General features: G+C 72.6%; 20 protein-coding genes. 16 read left to right on the forward strand and 4 right to left on the reverse strand.

The window, feature by feature from the left end:
- Positions 1-43 precede the first annotated feature (43 nt).
- Positions 44-832 carry a ComF family protein gene (locus ACWD4P_RS25435; protein ID WP_449781158.1) on the reverse strand — a complete coding sequence of 263 codons (789 nt, stop codon included), beginning with the start codon at positions 830-832 and terminating at the stop codon, positions 44-46.
- Positions 833-1,199: 367 nt separating this feature from the next.
- Here ACWD4P_RS25435 and hpf point away from each other — a divergent pair, with 367 nt between their 5' ends.
- Entirely contained in the window at positions 1,200-1,892 is a 693-nt protein-coding gene (gene hpf, locus ACWD4P_RS25440; protein WP_359829978.1) for a ribosome hibernation-promoting factor, HPF/YfiA family, read from the forward strand.
- A 230-nt stretch (positions 1,893-2,122) separates the two neighbouring features.
- Positions 2,123-2,875 carry a response regulator gene (locus tag ACWD4P_RS25445; protein WP_082346073.1) on the forward strand — a complete coding sequence of 251 codons (753 nt, stop codon included), beginning with the start codon at positions 2,123-2,125 and terminating at the stop codon, positions 2,873-2,875.
- Between the two features lie 12 nt (positions 2,876-2,887).
- Here ACWD4P_RS25445 and ACWD4P_RS25450 read toward each other — a convergent pair whose 3' ends face one another.
- Positions 2,888-4,099 carry a winged helix-turn-helix domain-containing protein gene (locus tag ACWD4P_RS25450; protein ID WP_449781159.1) on the reverse strand — a complete coding sequence of 404 codons (1,212 nt, stop codon included), beginning with the start codon at positions 4,097-4,099 and terminating at the stop codon, positions 2,888-2,890.
- A gap of 192 nt (positions 4,100-4,291) precedes the next feature.
- Positions 4,292-4,849: a GNAT family N-acetyltransferase gene (locus ACWD4P_RS25455; RefSeq protein WP_359829982.1), complete on the reverse strand. Its 558-nt coding sequence runs from the start codon at positions 4,847-4,849 to the stop codon at positions 4,292-4,294.
- 254 nt (positions 4,850-5,103) lie between these two features.
- On the opposite strand from ACWD4P_RS25455, the gene secA reads away from it, so the two are divergent.
- Complete coding sequence (gene secA / locus ACWD4P_RS25460; RefSeq protein ID WP_359829984.1) at positions 5,104-7,866, forward strand: preprotein translocase subunit SecA; 2,763 nt, start codon at positions 5,104-5,106, stop codon at positions 7,864-7,866.
- 101 nt (positions 7,867-7,967) lie between these two features.
- Here secA and ACWD4P_RS25465 read toward each other — a convergent pair whose 3' ends face one another.
- Positions 7,968-8,456 carry an Rv3235 family protein gene (locus ACWD4P_RS25465; protein WP_449781160.1) on the reverse strand — a complete coding sequence of 163 codons (489 nt, stop codon included), beginning with the start codon at positions 8,454-8,456 and terminating at the stop codon, positions 7,968-7,970.
- Positions 8,457-8,853: 397 nt separating this feature from the next.
- On the opposite strand from ACWD4P_RS25465, the gene ACWD4P_RS25470 reads away from it, so the two are divergent.
- The 13 genes from ACWD4P_RS25470 (at position 8,854) to ACWD4P_RS25530 (ending at position 26,315) form a co-directional block, all read left to right on the forward strand.
- Entirely contained in the window at positions 8,854-10,032 is a 1,179-nt protein-coding gene (locus tag ACWD4P_RS25470) for a patatin-like phospholipase family protein (protein ID WP_449781161.1), read from the forward strand.
- A gap of 91 nt (positions 10,033-10,123) precedes the next feature.
- Positions 10,124-10,633 (forward strand): DUF6912 family protein, encoded by a 510-nt coding sequence (locus tag ACWD4P_RS25475; protein WP_359826620.1) that lies wholly within the window; start codon positions 10,124-10,126, stop codon positions 10,631-10,633.
- A 47-nt stretch (positions 10,634-10,680) separates the two neighbouring features.
- Positions 10,681-11,337 carry an HAD family hydrolase gene (locus tag ACWD4P_RS25480; RefSeq protein ID WP_359826622.1) on the forward strand — a complete coding sequence of 219 codons (657 nt, stop codon included), beginning with the start codon at positions 10,681-10,683 and terminating at the stop codon, positions 11,335-11,337.
- A 140-nt stretch (positions 11,338-11,477) separates the two neighbouring features.
- A complete protein-coding gene (gene pruA, locus ACWD4P_RS25485; protein WP_359826648.1) occupies positions 11,478-13,103 on the forward strand; it encodes an L-glutamate gamma-semialdehyde dehydrogenase in 1,626 nt (541 codons plus the stop codon).
- Between the two features lie 284 nt (positions 13,104-13,387).
- A complete protein-coding gene (locus tag ACWD4P_RS25490; protein ID WP_359826624.1) occupies positions 13,388-18,334 on the forward strand; it encodes an NAD-glutamate dehydrogenase in 4,947 nt (1,648 codons plus the stop codon).
- A gap of 445 nt (positions 18,335-18,779) precedes the next feature.
- Positions 18,780-20,060 carry an ATP-binding protein gene (locus ACWD4P_RS25495; protein WP_449781162.1) on the forward strand — a complete coding sequence of 427 codons (1,281 nt, stop codon included), beginning with the start codon at positions 18,780-18,782 and terminating at the stop codon, positions 20,058-20,060.
- On the forward strand, positions 20,057-20,467 hold the full coding sequence (locus ACWD4P_RS25500; RefSeq protein ID WP_359826630.1) for a roadblock/LC7 domain-containing protein: 411 nt from the start codon (positions 20,057-20,059) through the stop codon (positions 20,465-20,467). Before ACWD4P_RS25495 ends, ACWD4P_RS25500 begins: the two co-directional genes overlap by 4 nt.
- Positions 20,464-20,835 (forward strand): DUF742 domain-containing protein, encoded by a 372-nt coding sequence (locus ACWD4P_RS25505; RefSeq protein WP_359826632.1) that lies wholly within the window; start codon positions 20,464-20,466, stop codon positions 20,833-20,835. Before ACWD4P_RS25500 ends, ACWD4P_RS25505 begins: the two co-directional genes overlap by 4 nt.
- The gene (locus ACWD4P_RS25510; protein WP_359826635.1) at positions 20,810-21,400 is read left to right on the forward strand and encodes a GTP-binding protein; all 591 of its coding nucleotides are present in this window, start codon (positions 20,810-20,812) and stop codon (positions 21,398-21,400) included. The genes ACWD4P_RS25505 and ACWD4P_RS25510 overlap by 26 nt, the downstream gene beginning before the upstream one ends.
- A 70-nt stretch (positions 21,401-21,470) precedes the next feature.
- The gene (locus ACWD4P_RS25515) at positions 21,471-22,853 is read left to right on the forward strand and encodes a cytochrome P450 (RefSeq protein WP_449781163.1); all 1,383 of its coding nucleotides are present in this window, start codon (positions 21,471-21,473) and stop codon (positions 22,851-22,853) included.
- A 408-nt stretch (positions 22,854-23,261) separates the two neighbouring features.
- A complete protein-coding gene (locus ACWD4P_RS25520) occupies positions 23,262-24,395 on the forward strand; it encodes a cytochrome P450 (RefSeq protein ID WP_449781172.1) in 1,134 nt (377 codons plus the stop codon).
- Positions 24,392-25,372 carry an enoyl-CoA hydratase/isomerase family protein gene (locus ACWD4P_RS25525; protein ID WP_449781164.1) on the forward strand — a complete coding sequence of 327 codons (981 nt, stop codon included), beginning with the start codon at positions 24,392-24,394 and terminating at the stop codon, positions 25,370-25,372. The genes ACWD4P_RS25520 and ACWD4P_RS25525 overlap by 4 nt, the downstream gene beginning before the upstream one ends.
- Before the next feature lie 145 nt (positions 25,373-25,517).
- Entirely contained in the window at positions 25,518-26,315 is a 798-nt protein-coding gene (locus ACWD4P_RS25530; RefSeq protein WP_449781165.1) for a hypothetical protein, read from the forward strand.
- Positions 26,316-26,372 lie beyond the last annotated feature (57 nt).

Consider the following 26,372-nt stretch of genomic DNA (forward strand, 5'->3'; position numbering starts at 1 on the left):
CGGACGCGGTGTCAGCCCGGGCGGGTCGGCGTGGCCGCGGTGGTCAGCCGGCCAGGCGAGCGTCGGTGCCGTGGGCGCCGGCCCGGTGCGCGGTGGTCGGGTGCCCGTCGGCCGGGTGGACGGTGGCCGCGACCGTGGCGCCGGCCCGGGCCGGCAGGCCGGCGTCGGCCAGCGCCCGGGCGGCCTCGGCGAGGCTGGCCCCGGTGGTCACCAGGTCGTCCACCAGCACCGGGTGACGGCCCGCCAGGCCCGTGCGACCGGTCCGGGCGCGGGGCAGCACGGTGAGCGCGCCGTGCAGGTTGCGGCGCCGCTCGGCCGCGTTCAGCCCGGCCTGGTCGGCGACCGGCCGGGCGTGCCGCAGCAGCGGCGCGGCCCGCACGTCCAGGCCGGCCCGGCGCAGCGAGCGGGCGGCGGCCCCGGCCAGCCGCAGCGTCGGGTCGTGCCCGCGGGCACGGACGGCCGAGCGCGTCGAGGGCATCGGGACCAGCAGCAGCGGGGCGGCCCCGGCCCGTGCCCCCAGGGCGGAGCGCACCGCTCGGCCGAGGGCCTCGCCGAGCGGCCCGGCCAGCCGCAGCGCGCCCCGCTCCTTGTGGGCGAGCAGCAGCTGCCGCACCGGGCCGGTGTACGGCGCCGCGGCGTGCGTCCAGGGCAGCAGGGTGGGAGCCGGCCGCGCGGCGGCCAGCAGGCCCCGGCAGACCGGGCAGAGCTGGGCGTGTTCGCTGCCGCAGCCCGCGCAGTCGGTGGGCAGCAGGACGTCCAGCAGTCCGGCCAGTGCGTGGCCGAACGGCCCTTGGGCGGACGGCGGGCGGCGGGGGGAGGGAGGCGGCGGCACGGCTGCTCCTCGCGGTGGCAGGCACGGAGAGTGAGCACAGGATCCGCCGTATGGGGGGCGTTGTCCAGGTATTTACCCATACTTCACCCGCGAGAGGGTAGACAGGGTGCACCAGCTTGACCGCCCGACCGCAGTATCGGGTCATACCCTCCTTATCGCCTGGGGAGGCGAAAAACCCGTGTGAGGTGTTCGATAAGGCCCAGGGGGTTTCAACCGTCCCTGGTGGGGAGGAAGTGAGGTGAGGGCCAGTCGTTTCCGCCGCTGGCGGCGGGACGGGGGGCCGGCAGTGGATGGGCTGGTCCAGCTGGGTCTCAGTCCGGTCCGGTAGCACCCGGATCGGCGTCAGCACGAGGGATCGGAGTTCTGCGTGGACATCGTCGTCAAGGGCCGCAAGACCGAGGTGCCCAAGAGGTTCCGCGAGCACGTGGCCGAGAAGCTGGAGAAGGTCCAGAAGTTCGACGCCAAGGCCATCAGCCTCGACGTCGAGGTGTCCAAGGAGCACAACCCGCGGCAGGCCGACCGCTCCGATCGGGTGGAGATCACTCTCCGCAGCCGCGGCCCCGTGATCCGGGCCGAAGCCGCCGCCGCCGATCCGTACGCGGCGCTCGACCTGGCCTCGGCGAAGCTCGACGCCCAGCTGCGCAAGTCCGCGGACCGGCGTCGGGTGCACAAGGGCGGCGCGAACGGCCGCACCCCGATCAGCGTCGCCGAGGCGACCGCGGCCCTGGCCGCGCTGCCGGAGACGACGGCGCCGGAGGGGGAGACGAACGGCGCCGTCCGCAAGACCATGATGGGATCCCTGGAAGTGGAGGGCGAAGGCCCGCTGGTGGTCCGGGAGAAGACGCACCCGGCCGCCCCCATGGCACTGGACCAGGCGCTCTACGAGATGGAGCTGGTCGGCCACGACTTCTACCTCTTCGTGGAGAAGGACAGCGGCCTGCCGAGCGTGGTCTACCGCCGGCACGGTTACCACTACGGCGTCATCCACCTGCAGACCGACCACGCGGCCGGGCCGGGCGGCGGGGCGGGCGGCGCGATCGGTGGGTCCGACGAGGACTGACCGTCCGGGCAGTGACGGAGGGGTGACCCCGGCGGCCGTGGCCGCCGGGGTCACCGGCGTTCGGGGTGCGGGAGGTCCCAACGGCGTTCGGGGGCGGCGCGGTTCGAACGGCACCGCGTGCCGGACGGAGGGGTCACCCGATGCGGGGGAATCGGCATCGGAGCGTGACCGTGGCGGGGTCGGAGCGTGGAATGATTGGCGCACGACGACCCGCGAAGGGGGAGGAGCGGATGGGGGATCACTTCGGGCTGGGGCCCGGGGTCGGGCCAGGGCTGCCGTTGGGGGCGGAGGACGAGCCCGCGTACGAGCCGCACCGGGGTGAGCCGATCCGCGTGTTGGTGGTGGACGACCACGCGCTGTTCCGCAGGGGGCTGGAGATCGTCCTCGCGGAGGAGCCGGACATCAAGGTCGTCGGGGAGGCGGGGGACGGCGCAGAGGCCGTGCTGAAGGCCGCCGACCTGCTGCCCGACATCATCCTCATGGATGTCCGGATGCCGCGCCGCAGCGGGATCGAGGCCTGCACGGCGATCAAGGACGTGGCACCCAGCACCAAGATCATCATGCTGACGATAAGCGACGAGGAGGCCGACCTCTACGAGGCGATCAAGGCGGGGGCCACCGGCTACCTGCTCAAGGAGATCTCCACCGACGAGGTCGCCACCGCGATCCGCGCGGTCGCCGACGGGCAGTCGCAGATCAGCCCCTCGATGGCGTCCAAGCTGCTCACCGAGTTCAAGTCGATGATCCAGCGCCGCTCCGACGACCGGGACCTGGTGCCCGCACCCCGGCTCACCGACCGGGAGTTGGAGGTGCTCAAGCTGGTGGCGACCGGGATGAACAACCGGGAGATCGCCAAGGAGCTGTTCATCAGCGAGAACACCGTGAAGAACCACGTGCGCAACATCCTGGAGAAGCTCCAGCTGCACTCCCGGATGGAGGCCGTGGTGTACGCGATGCGGGAGAAGATCCTCGAAATAGGGTGAGCCGGGCGGGACTTAGTGGTCCGCCAGCAGCTTCTCCAGGGTCGGGCGCAGCCGCTCGTCGTGCAGCGTCCCGACCCGCACCTCGTCGCAGCCGACCCAGGCGGCCGCCTCGCGCAGGGCCGTCGCCAGCGCCTCGACGTGCCGGCCGCCGCGCCCTGGACCGCCGTCCAGGGAGACCTGCCGGGCGACCAGGGTGCGTCCCTCGCGGGCCGGGTCGACCCGGCCGACCAGCCGGCCGCCGGTCAGCAGCGGCATCGCGAAGTAGCCGTGCACCCGCTTGTGCTTGGGCGTGTAGGCCTCCAGCCGGTGCGTCATGCCGAAGATCCGCTCGGTGCGGGGGCGGTCCCAGACCAGCGAGTCGAACGGCGAGAGCAGGGTGGTGCGGTGGCGTCCGCGCGGGGCGGTGGCGAGGGCGGCCGGGTCGGCCCAGGCCGGGGCCGGGGCGCCGTCCGGGCCCCAGCCGGCCACCTCGACCGGGACGAGGCCGCTGTCGGCGAGCACCGCGTCCAACTGCTCGGCGCGCAGCCGGTGGTAGTCCAGGAGGTCGGCCCGGGTGGCCACGCCGAGGGCGGCGCCGGCCTGGGCGACCAGGGTGCGCACGCACTCCTCGTCCGACCGGTGCTGGCCGAACAGGGCGTCCGGGATGGCCTGTTCGGCCAGTGCGTAGACCCGCTTCCAGCTCCGGCGCTCGGTGCAGACCACGTCGCCGAAGGCCAGCGCCCGCTCGACCGCGATCTTGGTGTCGGACCAGTCCCACCACTCGGAGGTCTTCTTGGCGCCGCCGAGCTCGGTGGAGGTCAACGGCCCCTCGGCGCGCAGCTTGTCGAGCACGGCGCGGTAGGTCCCGGGATCGACCTGGTGGCCCCAGAGGTGGCCGCGGTCGCGGTAGCGGCGGCGCCGGAAGGCGAACAGCGGCCACTCCTCGACCGGCAGGACGCAGGCCGCGTGCGACCAGTACTCGAAGCTCGCGCCGCCGCTCCAGTACGCCGCCTCGACGGCCGGGCGGCCGACCGCGCCGAGGCGGGCGTACGGCACCAGTTCGTGCGAGCGGGCGAGCACCGAGATGGTGTCCAGCTGGACGGCGCCCAGGTGCCGCAGCACCCCGCGCACCCCGCCGCGGCGGTCCGGAGCGCCCAGCAGGCCCTGGGCGCGCAGGGCGATCCGGCGGGCGTCGTCCGCGCTGAGGACGGCGACGGGGGCGGGGCGGGCGGCAGCGGCGGTCATGCCGGCGAGCGTAGCCGGGGGCACCGACAGCGCGGGGCCCGGAGCGGACCCGGAGCACGGACCCGGAGTCGGGAGGGGCACCCGGAGTCGGCTGCGGAGTCGGGAGGGGCGCCCGGAGCCGACCGCGGACCCGGGAGGGGCGCCCGGAGCCGACCGCGGACCCGGGACGGGCGCCCGGAGCCGGCCGCGGGCTCAGTCCAGGTCGGAGGGGAGCAGGGAGGCGAGCCAGGAGTCGTGGAAGACGCCGCGCTGCTCGGCGTACGAACGCAGGGTGCCCTCGAAGCGGTAGCCGACCTTCGTGGCGACCGCGCGGGAGCCCTCGTTGCCGACGTAGGCCACCCACTCCAGTCGGCGCAGTCCGAGCTCGCGCAGGCCGTGGTGGGAGACGGCGCGCGCGGCCTCGGTGGTGTAGCCGCGGCCGCGGAACTCCTTCACGGCCCACCAGCCGATCTCGGCGCAGCCCGGGTCCCCGGGCCGCAGGACGAGCCCCTGGGAGCCGACCAGGGCCCCGGACTCGCGCTCGAACACGCACCAGATCCGGTTGGCTCCGGTGCGCCGGCCCTCCGCGGCGAGATCGCGCACGAAGAACTCCGCGTCCTCGCGCCGGTACGGCGACGGGACGACGGTCCAGCGCTGGATCTCCGGGTCCTGGCAGGCGGCGAAGACCGCGTCGATGTCCGACTCCCGGGGAGCGCGCAGCACCAGCCGGTCGGTGGTGAGGGTGGGGTGTTCGGTGCGAAGTTCGTCCATGAACGGATTATTCCGCCGGAGGGGGAGGGCCGGCATTCGATATTCCGGCCGCCCGCGGAGCCAACTCCGCGCCCCGCCGACCGTTTTGTCCCGGTGGACGGTGCTATCGGGCCATGTGCTCGCTCGGGTGACACGGGAATACCGTGCTGACGCACCTCCCGGGGGGTTGGACTCCTCGCATACGATGGCCCGTGCGGTGGGGTGGACCCCCCGTGCAGTCGTCCAGTGCCAATACAGGCAAGGAGCCCGCTCACGTGTCCGTCTTCGACAAGATCCTGCGCGCAGGCGAGGGCAAGATCCTTCGCAAGCTGCAGCGGATTGCTGCCCAGGTCAACTCCATCGAAGAGGACTTCGTCAACCTCACCGACGCCGAGCTGCGCGCACTGACCGACGAGTACAAGCAGCGGCTCGTCGACGGCGAGAGCCTGGACGACATCCTCCCCGAGGCGTTCGCCACCGTCCGTGAGGCCGCCAAGCGCGTGCTCGGCCAGCGTCACTACGACGTCCAGCTGATGGGCGGCGCCGCCCTGCACTACGGCTACGTCGCCGAGATGCGCACCGGTGAGGGCAAGACCCTCGTCGGCACCCTGCCCACGTACCTGAACGCGCTGACCGGCAAGGGCGTCCACCTGATCACGGTCAACGACTACCTGGCCGAGCGCGACTCGGAGTGGATGGGCCGGGTGCACCGCTTCCTCGGCCTCGAAGTCGGCGTGATCCTCGCCAACATGACGCCCGCCGAGCGCAAGCGCCAGTACGGGATGGACATCACGTACGGCACGAACAACGAGTTCGGCTTCGACTACCTGCGCGACAACATGGCCTGGTCGCAGGATGAACTCGTCCAGCGAGGCCACTTCTTCGCGGTCGTCGACGAGGTCGACTCGATCCTGATCGACGAGGCCCGCACCCCGCTGATCATCTCCGGCCCGGCCGACCAGGCGACCAAGTGGTACGCCGACTTCGCCAAGCTGGTGCTGCGCCTGAAGATCGACCGCGACTACGAGGTCGACGAGAAGAAGCGCACCGTCGGCATCCTGGAGGAGGGCGTCACCCGGGTCGAGGACTACCTGGGCATCGACAACCTCTACGAGTCGGTGAACACCCCGCTGGTCGGCTTCCTGAACAACGCCATCAAGGCGAAGGAGCTGTACAAGCGGGACAAGGACTACGTCGTGATGAACGGCGAGGTCATGATCGTCGACGAGCACACCGGCCGCATCCTGGCCGGCCGTCGCTACAACGAGGGCATGCACCAGGCGATCGAGGCCAAGGAGGGGGTGGAGGTCCAGAACGAGAACCAGACCCTGGCCACCATCACCCTGCAGAACTTCTTCCGCCTGTACGACAAGCTCTCGGGCATGACCGGTACCGGCACCACCGAGGCCGCCGAGTTCCACCAGATCTACAAGCTCGGCGTGGTGCCGATCCCGACCAACAAGACGCCGCTGCGCATCGACCAGCCCGACCTGATCTACAAGTCGGAGCCGGCCAAGTTCGCCGCCGTGGTCGAGGACATCGCCGAGAAGCACGAGAAGGGCCAGCCGGTGCTGGTCGGCACCGTGTCGGTCGAGAAGTCCGAGTACCTGTCGCAGGAGCTGCGCAAGCGCGGCATCCCGCACGAGGTGCTGAACGCCAAGCACCACGAGCGCGAGGCGCAGATCGTCGCCCAGGCCGGCCGCAAGGGCGCCGTCACCGTCGCCACCAACATGGCCGGCCGCGGCACCGACATCATGCTCGGCGGCAACGCCGACCACCTGGCCGCCGCCGAGCTGGCGCAGCGCGGGCTGACCCCGACGGACACCCCGGAGGAGTACGAGGCCGCCTTCCCGGCCGCGCTGGAGAAGGCCAAGGCCTCGGTGAAGATCGAGCAGGACGAGGTCAAGGAGGCCGGCGGCCTCTACGTCCTCGGCACCGAGCGGCACGAGTCCCGCCGGATCGACAACCAGCTGCGCGGCCGCTCCGGCCGTCAGGGCGACCCGGGCGAGTCCCGCTTCTACCTGTCGCTGGGCGACGACCTGATGCGCCTGTTCAAGGCCGGCATGGTCGAGCGCGTGCTCTCGATGGCCAACGTGCCCGAGGACGTGCCGATCGAGTCCAAGATGGTCACCCGTGCCATCGCCTCGGCGCAGACCCAGGTCGAGCAGCAGAACTTCGAGATCCGCAAGAACGTCCTCAAGTACGACGAGGTGCTCAACCGCCAGCGCGAGGTCATCTACGGCGAGCGCCGCCGGGTGCTGGAGGGCGAGGACCTCCAGGAGCAGGTCGGCCACTTCATGGACGACACCGTCGAGGCGTACGTCCGGGCGGCCACCGGCGAGGGCTTCGAGGACGACTGGGACCTCGACAAGCTCTGGACCGCGCTCAAGCAGCTCTACCCGATCACCCTGGACCTGGAGGAGCTGGAGGAGGAGGCCGGCGGCCAGGCCGGGCTGACCCCCGAGTTCCTGATCAAGTCCATCCAGGAGGACATCCAGGGGCAGTACGGCGCCCGCGAGGACCAGCTGGGCGCGGAGATCATGCGCGAGCTGGAGCGCCGGGTCGTGCTGTCGGTGCTGGACCGCCGCTGGCGCGAGCACCTCTACGAGATGGACTACCTCCAGGAGGGCATCGGCCTGCGGGCCATGGCGCAGCGCGACCCGCTGGTCGAGTACCAGCGCGAGGGCTTCGACATGTTCACCGCGATGATGGAGGGCATCAAGGAGGAGTCCGTCGGCTACCTGTTCAACCTGGAGGTCCAGGTCGAGCAGCAGGTCGAGGAGGTCCCGGTCGAGGACGCCCAGGTGGTGCTCGACAAGCTGGAGAAGGACGCCGCCCGCCCGGAGATCAAGGCCAAGGGCCTGGAGGCCCCGAAGCCGCAGCGGCTGCACTACACGGCCCCCTCGGACGAGGTCGGCGGCGGTGTCATCGAGGGCGACTTCGACGACCTCGCCCCGGAGGACGAGAGCGACGGGCTGACCCGCGCCGAGCGCCGCAAGGCCGCGAAGTCGGCCAAGGGCCGCCGCCGCAAGGGCTGAGCCAGCCGCAGGGCACCAGCCAGGACGCCACGCAGGGCGCCGTTCCCGGACCGGGACGGCGCCCTGCGCCGTACCGCGCCGCCGGGGGCGGGGCGGGGTGCTCACCGGGCCTCCACGGCGGTGCACTGCCACTGCCCGGCCGCGCCGCGCTGTTCCAGCCGGAAGGCCACCATGTGGTGCCGCCGGCCGAGGTCGACCCGCACGCAGGCCTCGACCGCGTCCGGTGAGGGCGAGCGGTCGTGCACCGGGCCGAGCCGGGGCCGGTCGGCGGTGCCGCCGCGACGCAGCGCGCCGGCCCGCACCAGTGAGGCGAGCTGCCCGTAGCCGGCCAGGCTGGTGTGCCGCAGCAGCTGGCCCGAGGGCCGGGCGCCGGTGAGCACCTCGACCAGCTGGTGGGCGAACCGGGCCGCCAGGGCCCCGGAGCCGGGCCCGGGGGTGCCGGGTCCGGCTCCGGGGGTGCCGGTGCAGGCGGCACGCGGGTGGCCCGGCCGGCGGCCGGCCGGGTCGCAGCCGCCGGTGTCGCGCGGGCGGCGGTGCGGGCGGGCGGTGAGGTGGGCGCCGGCGCGGGCGGCGGTGCAGTGGACGGTCACGGCGGGGGCTCCTCGGCGGGGGTGCGGTCGTCGGGTCGTGCGGCATCGGGCGGTGCGGGCGTCGTGCAGTGCCGGCGTCGGGTCGTGCGGGTACGGACGGGCCCAGGCTGGGGGCCTTCCCCGCAGGGCGGCAACGGGTTTCCGGAGCGCCCGGAGCGGGTCGACAAGTTCACCTATCCGGGTGAGGCCGCCACTGCGGCGACGGGCCGGCCGGGCCGTTCGACGGCACCCGGTTGACGTGCGGGGACGGACCGTACGGCCCGAAAGGGGACGGACCGACTGGGCGGACCGGGTGGCGGCGCCCGGCCGCCGCGTTTGCGCCCTCCCGGACCGGCGCGCACCATCGGACCCTGACCGGGAGCGGACGACCGGACTCCCACGACGAGGGGCGGCCGGCATGACGACACAGGAAGCGGCGGCACCGGCCCCGGGCGCCGCCGCGCCCGCCGCGGGCCCGCCCCGGTACGGCCTGGTGCTGGGCGGCGGCGGGATGCTCGGCGCGGCCTGGACGGTCGGCGCGCTGTGCGCCGTCGAGGAGGCCACCGGTCGGCCGCCGGGCGGGGCCGATGTCCTGCTCGGCACCTCGGCGGGCGCGATCCTCGCCGCGATGCTGGCCGGTGGCGTCCGCCCCGAGCAGCTGCGCGACCACCAGCGCGGCGTGCCGGTCACCGAGGGACCGCTGGCCGGGACGGCCTTCGACTACGACACCGCCGTCGGCGGCGCCCTGCCGCCCCGCCCCCGGGCCGGGATCGGCTCGCCGGGCCTGCTGCGCGACGCCGTCCGGCACCCGAGCGAGTACCCGCTGCTGACCATGGTCTCGGCGATCGCCCCGCACGGCCGGGGCTCGCTGGCGCCGGTCGGCGAGCTGGTGCGCGGCCTGCTCGGTGACGGCGGCCTCCCCGGCGACGGCGCACCGCTCGGCCCCGGCCCCGGCCCGACGGCGCCCGGCACCGGGGCCTCACCGTTGCGGGTGGTGGCCGTGGACTACCGCAGCGGCCGCCGGGTGGTCTTCGGCGACCCGGGTGCCCCGGCCGTCCCGGTGCCCGACGCCGTGATGGCCTCCTGCGCGATCCCCGGCTGGTTCGCGCCGGTGCGGCTGGACGGCTCGGCGTACGTGGACGGCGGCTGCTGGTCCGCCACCAACGCCGACCTGATGCTCGGCCGGGGGCTGGACGAGGTGTACGTGCTCGCCCCGATGGCCCTGCGGCTGGACCGCCCGGCGGGCCGGGCCGGGCGGGAGGACGGCGCCGCCCCCGGGCGCGGCCGGGACACCGTGGCCGCCCTGCGGGAGTGGCGCGACCGGGACCGCCCGCGCGGCGTGCTGGCCCAGCTGGTGAGCCGCTACCGCCGCGCCGTCACCCGGCAGCTGCTGCGCGAGGCCGCCCTGCTGCGGGCCGAGGGCGTCCGGGTGCGGCTGCTCGCGCCGTCCCCGGCGGACCTCGCGGTGACGGGCCCGAACATGATGGACCCGGCCCGCCGGGGTGCCGTCCTGGAGAGCGCCCTGCGCACCAGCCGGGAGGCGCTCGGCTGCCGGCTCGGCCCCGGCGGCGAGCGCCCGCCGGCGGACCGGAGGTGATCGGGGGCGGTCCGGCGGAGCTTATTCTTGGGGCGCTGGAGAATCTGTGCCGCTGGACGAACCCCGCTGGACGAACCGGAGAGTGCCCCCGATGCGCGTGTACGTGCCCACCACCCTGGCCGGCCTGGCGGCGGCGCACGAGGGCGGCGCCCTGGACCAGTCCGCCGCGTACGCGGTGACGCCCGCGCTGCGCGAGTGGTACGTCAGCGACGACCTGGAGGAGCTGGAGTACGCGGCGCTGAACCGGGCCGCGCAGTCCTCGCTGCGGCTGCTGGCCGCCGACCCGCAGGCCCCGTGCCGCCGCGTGGTGGTGGCCCTGGACGTGGCGGACGCCTCGGTCCGGCCGTTCCCCGGCGACGAGTACCAGGACCAGGCCTCGCTCGGCCGGGTGGTGCTGGCCGGCCCGGTGCGGCTGGCCAAGGCGGCCTCGGTGCACGCCGACGTGGCCGACGACGAGGTGGTCACGGACGTGGCCGCCGCGGTGGCGGCGGTGGCCGCGGCCGACGCCGGCGACCAGGACGCCCAGTTCACCGTGGACGGTGCCGAGGACCACGACCTGCTCTGGTACGCGACCCAGGAGATCCCCTCCCTGCTCGGGTGAGTTCCGTCCTACCGGCGTGTCGTCCGGCCGGGTTACCGTTTCACCCCGTGCGCACTCACATCGTTTGGGACTGGAACGGCACGCTCTTCCACGACATGGAGGCGGTGCTCGGGGCGAGCAACGCCGCCTTCGCGACCATCGGCATCGGGCCGATGAGCCTCCAGGAGTACCGCGAGCAGTACGAGATCCCGATCCCCCGCTTCTACCAGCGCCTGCTCGGCCGGATGCCCTCCACGGAGGAGTGGCTGAGGCTCGACGACGCGTTCCACGACCGCTACCGGGAGCTCAGTGCCGCCTGCGGGCTGACCGAGGGCGTGCGCGAGCTGATGGACGGCTGGCGGGAGGCCGGGAACAGCCAGTCGCTGCTGTCGATGTACGAGCACGACGCACTGGTGCCGCTGGTCGACACCTTCGGCCTGACCGGCGGCTTCCTGCGGGTGGACGGCCGCAGCGGCCCGTCCGGCGGGCAGAAGGCGGAGCACCTGGCCCGGCACCTGACCGCGCTCGGCGAGCGGGTGGACCCGGCCCGTACGGTGCTGATCGGCGACGCCGCGGACGACGCCCTGGCGGCGCTGGGCGCGGGCGCCCACGCGGTGCTGTACACCGGTGGTTCGCACACCCGGGAGAAGCTGGAGCCGGTCGGCGTCCCGGTGGTGGACAGTCTGGCCGAGGCGGTCGAGCTGGCCGGCCGGATCGCCGGCTGACCCCCCGGGGAGGCCCCGGCGGCGGGCGGACGTGGCGGGCGCCACGTCCTTCGTCCGCGTGTCTGAACGGGCGGATCGCGCCCCGGCTGGTCAGGCTGGTGTCACACCCGACCAGCCTCCAGGACGGAGCCGCCATGCCCATCGACGCAGTCACCGAGGTGCCGGTGCCGGTCAACGAACCGGTGCGGACGTACGCGCCGGGCAGCCCGGAGCGGGAGCGGCTGGTGCGGCGGCTGGACGAGCTGGCGGCCGAGCAGGTGCCGCTGCCGATGACCATCGGCGGCGAGCAGCGCTTCGGCGGCGGCGAGCGGATCGAGGTCGTCCAGCCGCACCACCATGCCGCCAAGCTGGGCGTGCTCGGCAACGCCACCCGGGAGGACGCCCGGGCGGCGGTGGACGCGGCGCTGGCCGCCGGGCGGCAGTGGCGCTCGCTCTCCTTCGACGACCGCGCGGCGGTCTTCCTGCGCGCCGCCGACCTGCTCGCCGGCCCCTGGCGGGACACGCTCAACGCGGCCACGATGCTCGGCCAGTCCAAGACGGCGCAGCAGGCCGAGATCGACTCCGCCTGCGAGCTGATCGACTTCTGGCGGTTCAACGTCCACTTCGCCCGGCAGATCCTGGCCGACCAGCCGATCTCCTCGCCCGGCGTGTGGAACCGCACCGACCACCGCCCGCTGGAAGGTTTCGTCTACGCGGTCACCCCGTTCAACTTCACCGCGATCGCCGGCAACCTGCCCACCGCCCCCGCGCTGATGGGCAACACGGTGGTCTGGAAGCCCGCGCCGACCCAGACCCTGGCCGCGTACCACCTGATGCGGCTGCTGGAGGCGGCCGGCCTGCCGCCCGGGGTGGTCAACCTGGTGACCGGCGACGGGCTCCAGGTCTCCCCGGTGGCGCTGGCCGATCCGGCGCTCGCCGGGCTGCACTTCACCGGGTCGACCGCGACCTTCCGGCACCTGTGGCAGACCATCGGCGCCAACATCGGCGGCTACCGCACGTACCCGAGGATCGTCGGCGAGACCGGCGGCAAGGACTTCCTGCTGGCCCACCGCTCGGCCGACCCGGAGATCCTCAAGGCCGCGCTGATCCGCGGCGCCTTCGAGTACCAGGGCCAGAAGTGCTCGGCGCTCTCCCGCGCCTACCTGCCGCGCAGCCTCTGGCAGCGGATCAAGGACGACTTCCTGGCCGAGGTGGACGCGCTCGCGGTGGGCGACGTGACCGACCTGTCCAACTTCATGGGCGCCCTGATCGACCGGCGGGCCTTCGAGAAGAACCGGGACGCCATCGAGCGGGCGAAGGCCGATCCGACGGTCGAACTGGCGGCCGGCGGTCAGTACGACGACGCGATCGGCTGGTTCGTCCGGCCGACCGTGCTGGTCTCCTCCGACCACCGGGGCGAGATCTTCCGGAAGGAGTACTTCGGCCCGATCCTCGCCGTCCACGTCTACGAGGACTCCCGCTGGGACGACGTCCTCCGCCGGGTCGACGGCGGCGCCCCGTACGGCCTGACCGGCTCGGTGATCGCGCAGGATCGTTACGCCATCGCCCAGGCCGTCGAGGAGCTGCGCTTCGCCGCGGGGAACTTCTACATCAACGACAAGCCCACCGGCGCCGTCGTCGGCCAGCAGCCCTTCGGCGGCGGCCGGGCCTCCGGCACCAACGACAAGGCGGGCGCCGCGCAGAACCTGCTGCGCTGGACCTCGGCCCGGTCGATCAAGGAGACCTTCGTCCCGCCGACCCACCACGGACACCCGCACATGGGCTGAGAGTGAACACCGGGCTCCGGTTTGGACATGCTGTCCAGGACGGACCCGAGTTCCTGCGGGTTTGCGCCTACCTGTCCCTGTGCACCTTCGATTGATCCGGTTAGGCTGGCTGGCGTCGTCGGGTGGCTGCAGGACGAACGTGTCGTCCTACCCGCTGGGAGGGCGTTTCATGCGTGCCATGAGCCCCTTTCAGTCGGACGGTGCGGCAGGATTGCGGTGACCCGTCGGTGTACATCCACACACCACCGAGTCACGCAACGGCGCGCGACAGGAGCCAAGAAGTCATGCAGACCAAGCTGGACGCAGCCAAGGCCGAACTGCTCAAGAAGGCAGCCGCAGCCGCTGAGAACAGCCAGGTGGGGGGAGCGGCGCCGGGAGAGGGCCTGAGCAACGGCGCTCTGACCGCGTACCTGCACCACTACTACCTCCACACCGCGCCCGAGGACCTGCTCGACCGGGACCCGGTCGACGTGTACGGCGCGGCCGCCTCCCACTACCGCCTGGGCCTCAAGCGCCCCCAGGGCACCGCCGAGGTGCGGGTCCACACCCCCTCGGTCGAGGAGAACGGCTGGTCCTGCGGCCACACCGTGGTCGAGGTCGTCACCGACGACATGCCCTTCCTGGTCGACTCCGTCACCAACGAGCTGTCCCGCCAGGACCGCGCGATCCACATCGTGATCCACCCCCAGCTGCTCGTCCGCCGTGACATCACCGGCAAGCTGCTGGAGATCCTGGACGTGGACGCCTGCTCCCGCAGCCAGGCCGCCGGCACCGAGTGGCCCGCCGACGCGACCGTCGAGTCGTGGATGCACATCGAGATCGACCGCGAGACGGACCGCGAGGACCTGCGCACCATCGAGGCCGACCTGCGCCGCGTGCTCGGCGACGTCCGCGAGGTCGTCGAGGACTGGGGCAAGATGCGCGAGAGCGCGCTGCGCCTGGCCGACGAGCTCGCCGAGCAGCCCCCGGCCGGCCTGCCCGAGCAGGAGGTCGGCGAGGCCTGGGAGCTGATGCGCTGGCTCGCCGACGATCACTTCACCTTCCTCGGCTACCGCGAGTACGACCTGGTCGAGCACGAGGGCGAGGAGGTCCTCAGGGCCGTCGCCGGGACCGGCCTCGGCATCCTGCGCTCCGACCCGCACAGCCACGACGACGCCCACCACGCGGTCAGCGAGGCCTTCGGCCGGCTCTCCGCGCCGGTGCGCGCCAAGGCCCACGAGAAGAAGCTGCTCGTCCTGACCAAGGCCAACAGCCGTGCCACCGTGCACCGCCCGGCCTACCTGGACTACGTCGGCGTGAAGAAGTTCAACGCCGCCGGCGAGCCGATCGGCGAGCGCCGCTTCCTCGGCCTGTTCTCCTCCGCGGCCTACACCGAGTCGGTCACCCGCATCCCGGTCGTGCGCCGCAAGGTCCAGGCCGTCCTGGAGGAGTCCGGCTTCTCCAGCGAGAGCCACGACGGCCGCGACCTGCTCCAGATCATGGAGACCTTCCCGCGGGACGAGATCTTCCAGACCCCGGCCTCCGAGCTGCTCTCCATCGCGACGAGCGTGCTCTACCTCCAGGAGCGCCGCAAGCTGCGGCTCTTCCTGCGCCAGGACGAGTACGGGCGCTACTTCTCGGCCTTCATCTACCTGCCGCGCGACCGCTACACCACGCGCATCCGGCTGCTGATCACCGACATCCTCAAGGAGGAGCTGAACGGCGCCACCATCGACTACACGGTGTACGCCACCGAGTCGGTGCTGACCCGCCTGCACTTCGTGGTCCGGGTCGCCCCGGGCACCGAGCTGCCCCAGCTCACCGACACGGACATCGAGCGGATCGAGAACCGCCTGGCCGAGGCCGCCCGGTTCTGGATGGACGGCTTCCACGACCAGCTGCACGTCGAACTGGGCGAGGAGAAGGCCGCCGAGCTCGGCCACAAGTACGCCAACGCCTTCCCCGACGGCTACCGCGCCGACTTCCCGCCGCGCACCGCCGTCGCCGACATCAAGCAGATCGAGTCGCTGCACGGCGAGGGCGACTTCCGCCTGAACCTGTACCAGCCGGTCGGCGCCGGCGACGACGAGCGCCGCTTCAAGATCTACCGGGTCGGCGGCCCGATCTCGCTCACCGAGGTCCTGCCGGTGCTCCAGCGCCTGGGCGTCGAGGTGCTGGACGAGCACCCGTACGCGCTGCGCCGCTCCGACGGCACCACCGCGTGGGTCTACGACTTCGGCCTGAAGCTGCGCGAGGCCACCGAGCTCACCGACGAGGCACGCGAGCGCTTCCAGGAGACCTTCGCCGCCACCTGGACCGGCCGTGCCGAGAACGACGGCTTCAACGAGCTGGTGCTGACCGCCGGGCTGACCTGGCGCCAGGCGATGATGCTGCGCGCGTACGCCAAGTACCTGCGCCAGGCGGGCTCCACGTTCTCCCAGGACTACATGGAGGACGCGCTCCGCAACAACACCCACACCACCCGGCTGCTGGTCAACCTGTTCGAGGCCCGGCTGAGCCCGAGCCACCGCTCGGGCGCCCTGGAGCTGACCGAGGGCATCCTGGAGGAGCTGTCCGGCGCCCTCGACGAGGTCGTCTCGCTGGACGAGGACCGCATCCTGCGCTCCTTCCTGAACCTCATCAAGGCCACCCTGCGGACCAACTTCTTCCAGCACGCGGCCTCCGGCGACTGGCACTCCTACGTGTCGATGAAGTTCGACCCGAAGGCCATCCCGGACCTGCCGGCCCCGCGCCCGGCGTTCGAGATCTGGGTCTACTCGCCCCAGGTCGAGGGCGTCCACCTGCGCTTCGGCAAGGTCGCCCGCGGCGGCCTGCGCTGGTCCGACCGGCGCGAGGACTTCCGCACCGAGATCCTGGGCCTGGTCAAGGCGCAGATGGTCAAGAACACCGTCATCGTCCCGGTCGGCGCCAAGGGCGGCTTCGTCGCCAAGCAGCTGCCGGACCCGGCGGTCGACCGCGACGCCTGGCTGGCCGAGGGCGTCTCCTCGTACAAGACCTTCATCTCGGCGCTGCTCGACATCACCGACAACCTGGTCGGCGGCGAGGTCGTGCACCCGGCCGACGTGGTCCGCCACGACGAGGACGACACCTACCTGGTCGTCGCCGCCGACAAGGGCACCGCGACCTTCTCGGACATCGCCAACGGCGTCGCCGAGTCCTACGGCTTCTGGCTGGGCGACGCGTTCGCCTCCGGCGGCTCGGCCGGCTACGACCACAAGGGCATGGGCATCACCGCCCGCGGCGCCTGGGAGTCGGTCAAGCGCAACTTCCGCGAGCTGGGCCACGACACCCAGACCGAGGACTTCACCGTCGTCGGCATCGGCGACATGTCCGGTGACGTCTTCGGCAACGGCATGCTGCTCAGCGAGCACATCCGCCTGGTCGCCGCCTTCGACCACCGCCACATCTTCCTCGACCCGAACCCGGACGCGGCCGTCTCGTACGCCGAGCGCCGCCGCCTGTTCGAGCTGCCGCGCAGCTCCTGGGACGACTACGACCGGTCGCTGATCTCGGCCGGCGGCGGGGTCTTCCCGCGCAGCGCCAAGTCCATCCAGCTGACCCCGCAGGTCCGGGCGGCGCTGGGCGTCGAGGCGACCAAGCTGACCCCGGCCGAGCTGATGCGGGCCGTCCTCCAGGCCCCGGTCGACCTGTTCTGGAACGGCGGCATCGGCACCTACGTCAAGGCCTCCTCCGAGACCAACGCCGAGGTCGGCGACAAGTCCAACGACGCCATCCGCGTCAACGGCGAGCAGGTCCGGGCCCGGGTCATCGGCGAGGGCGGCAACCTGGGCTGCACCCAGCTCGGCCGCATCGAGTACGCGGCCACCGGCGGCCCGGAGGGCGTCGGCGGCTGGATCGACACCGACGCGATCGACAACTCCGCCGGTGTGGACACCTCGGACCACGAGGTCAACATCAAGATCCTGCTCAACCAGGTCGTCGCCGAGGGCGACATGACGGTCAAGCAGCGCAACGCCCTGCTGGCCGAGATGACCGACGAGGTCGGGCACCTGGTGCTGCGCAACAACTACGCGCAGAACGTGGTGCTGGCCAACGCCGTCGCCCAGGCGCACAGCATGGTCAACGTGCACGCCCGGATGATCAGCCGCTTCGAGTCGGCCGGTCAGCTGGACCGGGGGCTGGAGTTCCTGCCCGCCGAGCGCCAGATCCGTGAGCGCCAGCAGAACGGCCGCGGCCTCTCGCAGCCCGAGCTGTCCGTCCTGCTCGCCTACACCAAGATCATCCTGGCCGAGGAGCTGCTCGCCACCGAGCTGCCGGACGACCCGTTCTTCCGCGCCTCGCTGCACGAGTACTTCCCGAGCGCGCTGCGGGCGAAGTTCGCCGACGCGATCGACAACCACGCGCTGCGCCGCGAGATCATCACCACGCTGATCGTCAACGACACGATCAACCGCGGTGGCTGCACCTTCGCCTTCCGCCTGAAGGAGGAGACCGGCGCGACCTACGAGGAGATCGCCCGGACGCACACCGCCGCGCGGGCCGTCTTCGACCTGGAGCCGATCTGGGCCGAGATCGAGGACCTGGACAACAAGGTCCCGGCCCGGGTGCAGACCAAGATGCGCCTGCACTCGCGGCGCCTGGTCGAGCGCGCCACCCGGTGGATGCTCAACAACCGCCGCCAGCCGCTCGACATCGCCGGCACCATCGAGTTCTTCCACGACCGGGTCAACCAGGTCTGGGCCTCGCTGCCCAAGCCGCTGCGCGGCGAGGACCTGGCCTGGTTCGAGTCGGTGTACGGCGAGCTGGCCGCGGCCGGGGTGCCGGAGGAGCTGGCCACCCGGATCGCCGGCCTCTCCTCGGTCTTCCCGACCCTGGACATCGCCGAGGTCGCGGACCGCTCCGGCAAGGACGTCGCCGAGGTCGCCGACCTCTACTACGACCTGGGCGACCGGCTCCAGATCTCGCACCTGCTCGACCGCATCATCGAGCTGCCCCGCACCGACCGCTGGTCGTCGATGGCCCGGGCCGCGATCCGCGAGGACCTCTTCGCGGCGCACGCGGCGCTGACCGCCGACATCCTGGCCTGCGGCCCCGAGGCCGCCACCCCGGAGGAGCGGTACAACGCCTGGGCCGAGCTCAACTCGACCCTGCTGAACCGCGCCCGCACCACCCTCGACGACATAAGGGGTTCGGACAACTACGAGCTGTCCAGCCTCTCGGTCGCGATGCGCGTCATCCGCACCCTGCTGCGCACCGGTTCGATGCGCTGACGGACGGCTACGACGAAGGGGCCCGCGTCCACGGACGCGGGCCCCTTCCGCGTTCCCGGCGCCCGCCGCCGCCCGGTCCCCGCGGCCGTTCTCCGGGAGGCCGCGAAATTCCGGAGCGTGACGGCGGAACCACTCTGCGCGTGAACCGGGAAGTGCGCGGGATGTGTCCCTGCGGTTAACGCGGCATCACAAACTCCGCCATTTGGCACCAGAGTTCCCGACAGGTCGTGGAATTTCGCCCCAACTGCCCTTTTTGGCATCTGTTCTGACATGGCATGAGTTGCAGTAGGCTGACTCCGCGATAGGCGTCGCCGCAGGTCTCGTGCCGGAAAGCACCTCGATGTGAGTGTCATCGGGTGCCTTTCGGAGGAGCTCCAGGCCGCCAGTCCCATTCGCGCTTCGGAGCCCGGACCGGCTCCACGCGATGCCACCTGAAGAGAGTTTCATGACGTCATTTGTGCAGGAACCCTTTTTCTGGGTCTTCATCGTGGTGATGCTCGCAGCCGTCGGAGCGGCCCTCCAAGCCCGCAGGACGAACCTCGCCCTGCGGCGGCGCAACGCCTCCCTGGAGGAGGAGAGCGCCCAGGCGCAGAGACAGCGCGACGAGTTCGCCGTGCTGCACGACCGGCTGCGGGGCCAGCACGCCTCCGAGCTGACGGCCGTCCGCCGGGACGCCGAGGAGGACACCAAGGCCGTCCTCAAGGCGGCGATGCGGACCCTGCAGGGCTTGGCCGACGAGCAGCAGATCGTCATCGACAAGGTGCAGCGGAAGTACGGCGACAGCCCGCAGATCCTCGCCGACCTGATGACGATCGACCACACGAACAGCCAGTTCGGCCGGCGTGCCCAGGGCATCGCGGTGCTCTGCGGCGGCTGGCTGGGCCGCCGCGAGAGCGTCGCCTCGGTCTTCGACGTGGTCCGCAGCGCCCAGGGCCGGATCAGGCACTTCGACCGGGTGCGGATCCACTCCCGGGTCAGCGTCTCGCTCGCCAGCAAGGTCGTCGAGCCGGTCGCCGTCGTCCTGTCCGAGCTGCTCGCCAACGCGACCAACTACTCCGCCCCCGACACCCCCGTCGAGGTCAGCGTCCAGGCCGTCCCCACCGGCGTCTGCCTGATCATCGACGACGCCGGCCTCGGCATGGGCCAGGAGGAGAAGGACCGCGCGTCGCTGCTCCTGAACCCGGGCGCGCCGATCAGCCTCACCAGCCTGGGCAACCCCCCGAAGTTCGGCTTCGCCGTCTCCGGCATGCTGGCCGCGCGCTACGGCTTCCGGGTCTCCGTCGACTCCGTCTCCCCGTACGGGGGCGTGCGGGCCGTGGTGCTGCTGCCGGCCGAGCTGCTCAGCAGCGAGGTCGCGGCCCCGCCCGTCGCCGAGCACAACGGCTACCCCGACTACCAGGCCGCGCCGGCGGAGCAGCCCGCGCAGCCCTGGACGCCGGCCGCCGGCCAGCGGCTCGTGTCGCTGTCCGAGCCGACGGCGCAGCTGGCCCCCGTGCCCGGCCCGCCCGTCGCGGTGGCCGGGACGGAGACGACCGCGGACGGGCTGCTGCCCAGGCGCCGCCGCCAGCGCCCGGTGTCGGTCGTCCCCGCTCCGCAGGAGCACGGCCGGGCCGAGGAGCCGCTGCGCGGCACCGGCCAGCACACGCCGTCCCGCCTCGGCGCGTTCCAGCGCGGCACGCTGTCCGGGCGCAACACCATGAACACGGAAGGAACCGAGATCCAGTGAGCCGCGATCTTTCCTGGGTGCTCAACGACGTACTCCAGGTCCCCGGCGCCCGGCACGCTATCCTCGTCTCCGCCGACGGCCTCCTGCTCGAAAGGTCCAGCGGGATAGGCCGCGACGAGGCGGAGACCAACGCCGCCGCGATGAGCTCGATGCAGTCGCTGAGCCGCGCGGTCGCCCCGTTCGTCGGCGGAGGCGGCGGAGGCGGCGGGGTCTGGCGCCAGACCCTCCTGGAGTACGACCACGGCTGGATCTTCCTCATCGCCGCCGGCAGCGGCGCGTACCTGGCCGCCTCCACCGCCCCCGACGTCGACATGGAGGCGATGTCCTTCCGGATGCAGCAGCAGGTCGGCGCACTCGGGCGGGCGATGTCGGCGGCGCCGCGCCAGAGCACGCTCAGCGGCTCATGACGGGCGGCGAGGAACAGCGGGTCAGCGGCGGCTTCATCCGCTCCTACGTCATCACCGGCGGGCGCGAATTACCGGATGCGGACGACCTGTCTCTGATCACCCTGGTCACCGTCGCGCCCGAGCAGCACCTCCCCGGCCTGCCGAGCCCGGAGACCCGCGCGATCTGGGAGCTGTGCTCCGGCGGCTACCTCTCGGTGGCCGAGGTGTCGGCCCGGCTGGAGCTGCCGGTCGGAGTCGTGAGGCTGCTGCTGACGGACCTGATCCGTGAGGGGCGGCTGCTGCGGCGGTCCGCTCCGCCGCCGGCCCAGGCTCCGGACCCGAGACTTCTAGAGAAGGTACTGCATGGACTTCAACGCCGGTTCGCCTGAGGACATCTACGTCCCGGGCGCGGTGACGACCGCCGTCAAGATCCTGGTCGTCGGGCACTTCGCGGTCGGCAAGACGACGCTCATCGGAGCCCTGTCGGAGATCGCCCCGCTGAGCACCGAGGAGAGCATGACGCAGGCGTCCGTCCGCGTCGACGACCTCCGCGGCGCACCGGACAAGAAGACCACGACCGTCGCCCTGGACTTCGGCCGGCTGACGCTCGGCGACGACCTGGTGCTGTACCTGTTCGGCACGCCGGGCCAGCAGCGGTTCATGCAGCTCTGGGAGGACATGGCGAGGGGCGCGCTGGGAGCGCTGCTGCTGGCCGACCCGACCCGCCTCGCGGACACCTTCCCCGTCATCGACCTGATCGAGCAGTACGGCCTGGAGTACGCGGTGGCGGTCAACAGCTTCGACCGGCAGAGCGACTACACCGAGGACCAGCTGCGCGAGGCGCTCGACCTGCTGCCGCACACCCCGGTGGTGTTCTGCGACGCGCGGGACCAGCGCTCCTCGGCCAACGCCCTGCTGACGCTCGTCCGGCACCTGCTCGACCGCGCCTCCTGACTTCCCCCACGCCTTCCTCCCCTCACGTCTCCCCGGTCCCCGCCCGGGGGCCACCTCCAAGGAACGACCCATGGAATCTCTGCAGCGCCCCGTCCCGCAGTCGCCTCCGCCGGGCTGCCCGATGCACGCCGGCGTGAGCACACCGCTCTACGGGGAGATGTTCTCGGCCGACCCCGGCGCGGTGTACGACAAGCTGCGCGCCAACGGTCCCGCCGCACCGGTGGAGTTGGCGCCGGGGGTGGACGCCACCCTGGTCACCTCGCACGAGGCGGCGCTGCGGGTGCTGCAGAACCCGGGGATGTTCGCCCGGGACTCGCGGCGCTGGGCGGCGCTGAACGAGGGCCGGGTGCCGATGGACAGCCCCGTCCTGCCGATGATGTTCTACCGCCCCAACTGCCTCTTCACCGACGGCGCCGAGCACCTGCGGCTGCGCAAGGCCGTCACCGAGAGCCTGGAACGTCTCAACGACAACCGGCTCAACCGGCACGTCGAGCGGATCGCCGGCTACCTGATCGACCAGTTCAGCGCGCTCGGCCGGGCCGACCTGCTGAACGACTACGCCAAGCTGCTGCCGCTGCTGCTGTTCAACCAGCTGTTCGGCTGCCCGGCCGACATCGGCGACCGGCTGACCCGCAGCATGTCCGCGCTCTTCGACGGCCTCGACGTGATCCAGGCCAACGAGGAGCTGACCTCCTGCCTGATGGACCTCGTCGCGCTCAAGCGCCGCCAGCCGGGCGACGACATCACCTCCTGGCTCATCCAGCACCCGGCCGGCCTGCGGGACGAGGAGCTCAAGGACCAGCTGGTCATGCTGATGGGCGCCGGCGTGGAGCCCGAGCGCAACCTCATCGGCAACGCGCTGCTCCTGCTGCTGTCCGGCGAGGGCGGCTCCGGGCTGCGCATCGAGGACGCCCTCGACGACGTGCTGTGGAACAACCCGCCGATCGCCAACTACGCGACGCACTACCCGATGCAGGACCTCAACCTGGGCGGCGTCCCGATGGACGCCGGCAGCCCGGTGGTGATCAGCTTCGCCGCCGCCAACACCGACCCGGCGCTGACCGACGCCCGACTGACCCTCAGCAAGGGGGCCCACCTGGCCTGGGGCGCCGGCCCGCACGCCTGCCCGGCCAAGTCCCCGGCCCAGCTGATCGCCCTGAGCGCCATCGAGTGCCTGCTCAACGCGCTGCCGGACGTCACGCTCGCGGTGCCCGCGGAGAGCGTGGAGTGGCGGCCGGGCCCGTTCCAGCGCGGCCTGGTCTCGCTCCCGGTGCGGTTCAGCCCGGTGGCCGCCCGCACCGCGGCGCCGGTCGTGGACGCCGCCCCGGCTCCGTCGCACGGCGGCGCCGAGCAGCAGGCGCAGGCGTACCCGCAGGCCGCCGCCGGCGGGCCCGCCCGGGCTCCGCAGAAGAAGGGCTGGTGGAGCTCCTTCCTGGACGTCTTCCGGCTCTGAGGCGCCCCGGGGCCCGCCCGGCCCCGGGTTCCGATGGCCGCCCGGCCCCGTTCCCCCAGGGGAGCGGGGCCGCGGTCCGTCGCGCCCCGGTTTCGGGAGCACGGTCCGTCGCGCCGTCAAGAGTCCTTCGGCCGACGCGAGGTGAATGGTGTGCGACACGCGTTCAGTACGTGACGGGGGCAACACGGATCGATGCTTGAGCGCGCTGGTGCTGGGTAGTACGCCGCCGTACTGCCCGCCCGCGCGTTGAAGGAGCCCCGTGTGACCGCCATGTTGGAAGCCCGCCCCGCGGATCCGGAGCGTCCTGACGGAAGGGCCGACCGCCGGGCCGCCGTCCCGCTGCTGCGCAGGCTCCGGTCGGCCGAGGGGCTCGCCGACCCGAGCCCCGTCTACGACGAGCTGCGGGCCATGGGCGACCTCGTCCCGGCACCCTGGGGCGGGTACCTGGTCACCGGTTACGAGGCGTGCGACCAGGTCCTGCGCGGCAGGACCTGGCTCGTCCCCGACTTCGCCTGGCAGGAACGGCAGAGCGGCACGGAGCGCTGGGAGGCCGTCGCCACCCAGGAGATGAGCCGCACCCTCTCCCGGCTCAACGCCCCCGAGCACACCCGGCAGCGGCGCAGCCTCGGCAGCCTCTTCGACCGGAACACCCTGCGCGACATGGTGCCGGAGATCGAGGCTGACGCCGCCGGGCTGCTGGACCGCCTGGCCGAGCGAATACGGACGGACGGCGAGGCGGACTTCGCCTCCGTGGTCGCCGAGCAGCTGCCGATCGGCACCATCGGGCGCTGGCTCGGCATCGCGCCGGAGGACTACCCGCACATCCTGTCGATGACCCACAACCAGGTGCACGCCCAGGAACTCCTGCCCACCAAGAGCCAGCTCGCCATCTCCGAGCAGGCCACCATGGAACTGCGCGAGTACTTCACCCGCCTCGTCCGGGAACGCCGCGACAACGACGGCGACGACGTGATCGCCGGCTGGATCCGCACCTGGGACGCGCTGGAGTCCGACCGCGAGGCCACCGACCGGATGGTCTACCAGCTCACCATGTTCGTCACCATCGCCTCGCTGGAGACCACGGCGACGCTGCTCTCCTCGCTGGTGTGGCAGCTGCTGCGGACGCCCGGCCGGTGGGACTGGCTGCGGGAGCACCCGGAGCACATCGACAAGGCGATCGACGAGGCACTGCGCTACGACCCGCCGATCCGCGTCAACAGCCGCGTCGCCGGCGAGGACACCGAGCTGGCCGGGGTGTTCCTGCCCAAGGACACCATGGTCCACGTGATGTACGGCGCGGCCAACCGCGATCCGCGCCGCAACCCGGACCCGCACACCTTCGACCCGCTCCGCCGGGGCACCCACCTCACCTTCGGCGGCGGCGCCCACTACTGCCTCGGCGCGGGCCTGGCCCGGCTGGAGGCGCGCGCCCTGCTCGGCCGGCTGCTGGAAGGCTTCCCCACCCTGCGGGCGGTGAGCCCGCCGGAGCACGCGCCCCGGATGGTCTTCCACCGGGTGACGTCCCTGAAGGTGGCCGCGTGAACCTCCCCCCGCAGGCCCCCCAGTACCCGCCGTACGCGATGCAGCCGCCGCCGTACGCGCCGTACCCGCCGGCACCGGCCGGCTGGTACCCCCAGGCCCCGCAGCCGGGGACGGCATCCGGTGCGGCGCCCGAGCCGGTGCCCGGCCACGCCCCGGTCGCCACCCCCGTCCCCGCCCCCGTCCCCGCCCCCGTCGCCGTCCCCGTCCCCGTCCGTACGGTCCGTGCCGAGCTCCGGGGAGCCGTGCTCCACGTCGAGCTGGACAGCCCGGACACCGGGAACGCCGTGACCTCGGCCATGCTGGACGAACTCCTCGTCCTCCTCGCCGTCCCCGACCCGGCGGTGCGGGTGATCGTGCTGTCCGCGGCCGGCCGGGACTTCTGCCTCGGCGGCGACCGCGACGAACTCTTCGCGGGCCTGGACGAGGATCCGACCGGCGGCCGGATACGGAGCTACGGGGACAAGGCCCGCCGGGTCTGCGACGCCCTCACCAACAACCCCGCCGTCACCATCGCCCGGGTCCAGGGCCGGGCGACCGGCGCCGGCTTCGCCCTGGCGCTCGCCTGCGACCTGCGGGCCGGCGCCGACAACGCCGTCTTCCGGCTGCCCGAACTGGCCCTGGGGCTGCCCGTCGCCTGGGGCGGCCTGCTGCCCCGGCTGCTCCACGAGGTCGGCGCGGCCCGGGTCCGCGAGATCATCCTCACCGGCCGCCCGGTCGGCGCGGTGGAGGCGCGGGAGCTCGCCATCCTGCAGCGCGTCGTCCCGGAGCAGGAGCTGGACGGGATCGTGGACGAGCTGGCCCGGCCGATCACCCGCCGCTCCGAGGCCGCCCTGCGGGTCACCAAGACGCTGCTCGCCTCCCACGCGTCCGCCACCAGGCTGGCCGACGCCGCGGTGCTCGACTCCGAGCTGATGGCCTCGGTCATCGCCGCCGCCCACTACACCCGCGGCCTCGCCGACCGGCCCCCGGCCGGCTGACCGGCCGGCCCCACCGGGCGGCGTACGCGGCTTCCGTGCGAAGCGGAGGGGTCCGGGCGCGGGCCCCTCCGGCAATCGGTAACCGGTTGTGAATACCACCCCGATGTTCGCTACTGTGTGCAATCGAACAAGGGGAGTGATCACGGTGGGGAAGACGCGCAACACCCGTGCGGCGACAGCGGTTCTGACGGTTGCTCTGGTCGTGGCCGGTGCGGCGGCCTGCGAGGGGGACAAGGGCGGTGCCGCCGCGGCGAGCACGCCGCCGCAGCCCTTCGGCGCCGGCGGCTACCGCGGACTGCAGCTGTCGATGACCAAGGACGAGGCGCTCGCCTCCGGGGCGCTGGAGGCGGCGCCGGTCTCGGTGCTCAACGGCTGCACCGACTACGTGTACAAGGGCGGCCCGGCGCCGGACCCGGTCCGGATGGCCACCGAGAAGGAGGCCCACGAGAAGGCCACCAAGGCGATGGCCAGGATGGACGAGATCAAGGCCAACCGGAAGCAGGTCCCGCCGCTGAAGCCCGGGGCGTCGCTGAAGGAGCTGCAGGAGTACAACAACCGCCTCCAGGAACTGATCGCGCAGGACGCCGTCGACCAGCGGGAGATCGCCGCGCTCGACAAGGACCTGGAGCTCGGCGCGCCCGCCCGCAAGGCCCGGGACCAGGCCTTCCTCGCCACCGGCCGGGTCAACTTCGGCACCACGGGCCTGCGCCAGGTGGTCGCCCCGGCGGACGCCCGTACCGCCGAGGGCGTCGGCGCCGGCTCGACCGAGGAGGAACTCAAGCAGGCCTACGCGGGCAAGGACCTCAAGCCGGCCGGGGACGGCAAGTTCGAGCTCCCGGCCGAGAGCGGCAACGGCGGGCCGGACTGGTTCTACGAGTTCACCATGGCGGAGGGCAAGGTCGCCGCCCTCGCCCTGGTCAAGCACAACACCTACTGCTCCTGAGCGGACGGCCGCGAGCGGACCGGCGCAGGCCCCGACGAACCACCGGGTTCGGCGGGG

The sequence above is a fragment of the Kitasatospora sp. NPDC002543 genome, from assembly GCF_053594915.1.

Bases quoted from the DNA above. Each gene is read 5' to 3' on its own strand.
- ACWD4P_RS25445 (WP_082346073.1), top strand. From the start codon at position 2,123: ATGGGGGATCACTTCGGGCTGGGGCCCGGGGTCGGGCCAGGGCTGCCG.
- ACWD4P_RS25450 (WP_449781159.1), bottom strand. From the start codon at position 4,099: ATGACCGCCGCTGCCGCCCGCCCCGCCCCCGTCGCCGTCCTCAGCGCG.
- ACWD4P_RS25455 (WP_359829982.1), bottom strand. From the start codon at position 4,849: ATGGACGAACTTCGCACCGAACACCCCACCCTCACCACCGACCGGCTG.
- ACWD4P_RS25470 (WP_449781161.1), top strand. From the start codon at position 8,854: ATGACGACACAGGAAGCGGCGGCACCGGCCCCGGGCGCCGCCGCGCCC.
- ACWD4P_RS25475 (WP_359826620.1), top strand. From the start codon at position 10,124: ATGCGCGTGTACGTGCCCACCACCCTGGCCGGCCTGGCGGCGGCGCAC.
- ACWD4P_RS25490 (WP_359826624.1), top strand. From the start codon at position 13,388: ATGCAGACCAAGCTGGACGCAGCCAAGGCCGAACTGCTCAAGAAGGCA.
- ACWD4P_RS25495 (WP_449781162.1), top strand. From the start codon at position 18,780: ATGACGTCATTTGTGCAGGAACCCTTTTTCTGGGTCTTCATCGTGGTG.
- ACWD4P_RS25505 (WP_359826632.1), top strand. From the start codon at position 20,464: ATGACGGGCGGCGAGGAACAGCGGGTCAGCGGCGGCTTCATCCGCTCC.
- ACWD4P_RS25510 (WP_359826635.1), top strand. From the start codon at position 20,810: ATGGACTTCAACGCCGGTTCGCCTGAGGACATCTACGTCCCGGGCGCG.
- ACWD4P_RS25515 (WP_449781163.1), top strand. From the start codon at position 21,471: ATGGAATCTCTGCAGCGCCCCGTCCCGCAGTCGCCTCCGCCGGGCTGC.
- ACWD4P_RS25520 (WP_449781172.1), top strand. From the start codon at position 23,262: ATGGGCGACCTCGTCCCGGCACCCTGGGGCGGGTACCTGGTCACCGGT.